The organism is Vibrio sp. OPT46, from assembly GCF_015163535.1.
Taxonomy (GTDB): domain Bacteria; phylum Pseudomonadota; class Gammaproteobacteria; order Enterobacterales; family Vibrionaceae; genus Vibrio; species Vibrio alginolyticus.
In genome coordinates this window covers 20,050-23,567 of the sequence record NZ_JADDYG010000648.1, presented here as the reverse complement: position 1 = coordinate 23,567, position 3,518 = coordinate 20,050, and the positions used below count along the sequence as shown (strand labels likewise).

Here is a 3,518-nt window from a genome sequence, read left to right as displayed (position 1 = left end):
GGATAGAAAGGTTCGGGCTTACTATCCTATCCTCGAGTTAAAAATTCGTTATTTGAACCAATTTTTCTTTTTGTACATCAGAGTAAACCTAAAGCTTTTCATGGGGGGATGTAAAAAGGTAAACAAGCCAAGGTTTATACCTTGGCTGCCGTTAGTTCAGATTTTGATTGTTCGATTTCAGACTCGGTTTGCCACTTGCCGTTGTAAAGATACTTACACTCTGGGAGTGGCGCTTTCGCATCCCTTAAATCAAACACTTCATTGGTAGGGTATTCACGATAATAAGCGGGAGTCGTAAAAAGTCTAGGTTCAGGCTTCGCTTCAAACAGCTTTTTATGATCATTGACCTCTTTACAATCCAGTTTGTAGGCCTCTGACAGTTGCGTGACCATGGATTCTAATTCCACTTCATTTTTAAAGAAAATGTAACAATAAAATCGTCTCTGTGAGCGAAAAGTAATCTCCTGAGCAGTATCTTGGTATTCGCACCTGTCATACTTAAAAAAGAACTTAATTACTTTCCTTTTCTTATTGTAATCAGCAAAGAGCCAGTCTTCACGTTCTCCGACCCTCACTTCTGTTGGTTCATCAGGCTGACGTTTAAGCATTTTAAAGGAGACTAATATAAAAGCACCAGCGCCTGCTAACGCCATCGGGCCAACTACCGCTACCATCAAAACGCAAACTACCGCACCGATCCAGCCAACGGCTTGTGTGGCGGTATTCGCCCACTTAGGCATGTTGCGACGCTTCTTCATCACAAAGCCTTTGTCAGAAAAAATATAGTCATAGCGATAGTCGAGGCCAATCGTAAGGTAAAAGGCTCCAGACACCATCACCGACAAAATAAAAGAAAAAATAGTTACGCCAACCGTGTCACTCGTGTGTATAAACAAAGTTAGTAGGAATGGGGCGATCACAAATGGAAGCGCAAAAAGTTTAAAGTAATAGCGAAATGGTTCCTCTACATCATACTTATGCCATGTTCTGACATTATCGCCTGCGAGTATTTCTTGCTCTTGCGCCTCTTGATAAACTGCCAACTCTTCTGGGGTGATGTAAAATGGTGAATATGCCAAGGGTTACTCCAGAGCTGTAGTTAGTTTAGACTTTGATTGTTCGATTTCAGACTCGGTTTGCCACTTGCCGTTGTAAAGGTATTCACGCTCAGGAAGTGGGGCATTTGACGCCCTTAAATCAAATACCTCTTCGGTTTGATATTCTCTACTACAAACTGGAATACTAAAGAGCCTTGATTCTGGCTTCGATTCAAACAGCTTTTTGTGGTCATCTACCTCTGTACAATCCAGCTTGTAGACCTTTGACAGTTGCGCGATCATGGATTCTAAATCTGCTTCAGTTTTAAAGAAAACATAACAATCTGATCTATCTTGTGAGCGAAAGATAGTCTTATGAGCAGTATCTCGATATCTGCATATGTCCTGCTTAAAATAGAATTGGATCACTTTCCTTTTCTTGTTGTAGCCCGCAAACAGCCAATCTTCTCGTTCGCCTACTCTCACTTCTGTTGGTTCATCAGGCTGACGTTTAAGCATACCAAATGAAACCAATATAAACCCACCAGCTCCGGCAAGAACCATGGGTCCAGCAACCCCAACCATCACGACACAAACTATTGCTCCAATCCAGCCCATGGCTTGAGTCGCAGAGTTGACCCAATTCGGTAAATCACGTCGCTTTTTTATAACCAATCCGCGATCGGACAAGATGTAATCATAACGATTGTCCAACCCAAATGTCAGGTAAGATACACCAGACATGATAATCGTCAGACCCGATAAAATGTAAGTTAAGATCATGTCACTGTTATCATGTAGGAAATAGGTAAGGAAAAATAATGGACTGACAGCGGCTATAGCAATCGATAGGTATAAGTATCGAAAAGGCTCTTCAATATCGTGCTTGTGCCAGGTTGTGAGGTTCATCCCCTTTAGAATTTCTTGCTCTTGTTCTTCTTGATAAGCCGAAAGCTCGTCTGGCGTGATGTAAAAAGGTAAATAAGCCAAGGGTTACTCCTTGGCTGTCGTTAGTTCAGGTTTTGATTGTTCGATTTCAGATTCCGTTTGCCACTTGCCGTTGTAAATACGTCGCCATTCAGGAAGTGGGGCGTTTTTAGCTCTCAGGTCAAAGGTATCGGCTACCGGAAATTCAAGGCTGCGAGAAGGGATATCTTCAATTCGAGGTTCAGGTCTTCCTTCAAAAAACGCTTTATGGTCTGGAAAATCAATACATTCAATGTCGTATTTGTTTGAAAGGGTCTCTAGCATTGCATCTAGGTCTTGAACAGTCCTAAAGAATATGTAGCTATAACCACGAGTTTGAGCTCTGAAGATGGTATGCTTCTCTAGGCTCCATTTAGAACACTCGTCATACTTGTGGTAGAAGCGAATCACTTTACGCTTTTTGTTGTAGTAGGCGAACAGCCAATCTTCTGTCTCTGCTACTCGAACTTCCGTAGGTTCGTCAGGCTGACGATTTAGCATACGAAATGAAACCAGTATAAACCCTCCAGCACCGACAAGAACCATGGGCCCAGCAATACCTACCATTACTACACAAACTATAGCACCAACCCAGCCCATGACCTGCGTTGCTGAGTTTACCCAATTAGGTAAATCACGTCGCTTTTTTATAACTAACCCGCGATCGGACAAGGTGTAATCATAACGATTGTCCAACCCAAATGTCAGATAAGATACACCAGACATGATTATAGTCAGACCCGATAAAATGTAAGTTAAGATCATGTCGCTGTTGTCATGTAGGAAATAGGTAAGGAAAAATAATGGACTGACAGCGGCTATAGCAATCGATAGGTATAAGTATCGAAAAGGCTCTTCAATATCGTGCTTGTGCCAGATTGTTAGATTCATCCCCTTTAGAATTTGTTGCTCTTGTTCTTCTTGGTAGGACGAAAATTCTTCTGGCGTGATGTAAAAAGGTAAATAAGCCAAGGGTTACTCCTTGGTTGTTGTTAGTTCAGATTTAGATTTTTCAATCTCAGATTCCATTTGCCACTTGCCGTTGTAAAGGTATTCACGTTCTGGGAGCGGGGCTTTTGAAGCTCTTAAATCAAATACCTCATCGGTTTGATATTCTTTATAACAAACTGGCGTGCCAAACAGTCTAGCCTCTGGCTTAGCTTCAAATAGCTTTTTGTAGTCGGCGACTTCCGTACAGTCAAGCTTATATTCTGTAGCTAGTTGATTGACCATAGACTCTAAGTCAGACAAGGTTTTGAAAAATACGTAATAGTGGAATCGGTTGTGTAAGCGTGAAATCTTAGTATGTTCTATATTAATATATTCGCATGTGTCATGCTTAAAAAAGAACTTAATTACTTTTCTTTTCTTATTGTAATCAGCAAAGAGCCAGTCTTCACGTTCTCCGACCCTCACTTCTGTTGGTTCATCTGGTTGGCGTTTAAGCATTTTAAAGGAGACTAATATAAAAGCACCAGCGCCTGCTAACGCCATCGGGCCAACCATCGCTACCAT

The 3,518-nt window shown here is 41.6% G+C and carries 3 protein-coding genes and 1 pseudogene; all 4 read right to left on the bottom strand.

What is annotated here, in order from left to right:
* Positions 1–134: 134 nt before the first annotated feature.
* Positions 135–1,079, bottom strand: coding sequence for a hypothetical protein (locus IQR33_RS24125; RefSeq protein ID WP_193838095.1), 945 nt, complete (start codon positions 1,077–1,079; stop codon positions 135–137).
* Between the two features lie 3 nt (positions 1,080–1,082).
* Positions 1,083–2,027 (bottom strand): hypothetical protein, encoded by a 945-nt coding sequence (locus IQR33_RS24120; RefSeq protein ID WP_017634702.1) that lies wholly within the window; start codon positions 2,025–2,027, stop codon positions 1,083–1,085.
* A 3-nt stretch (positions 2,028–2,030) separates the two neighbouring features.
* The gene (locus tag IQR33_RS24115) at positions 2,031–2,975 is read right to left on the bottom strand and encodes a hypothetical protein (protein WP_017634701.1); all 945 of its coding nucleotides are present in this window, start codon (positions 2,973–2,975) and stop codon (positions 2,031–2,033) included.
* Between the two features lie 3 nt (positions 2,976–2,978).
* Positions 2,979–3,518: pseudogene (locus tag IQR33_RS24110) on the bottom strand (hypothetical protein); the annotation flags it as partial.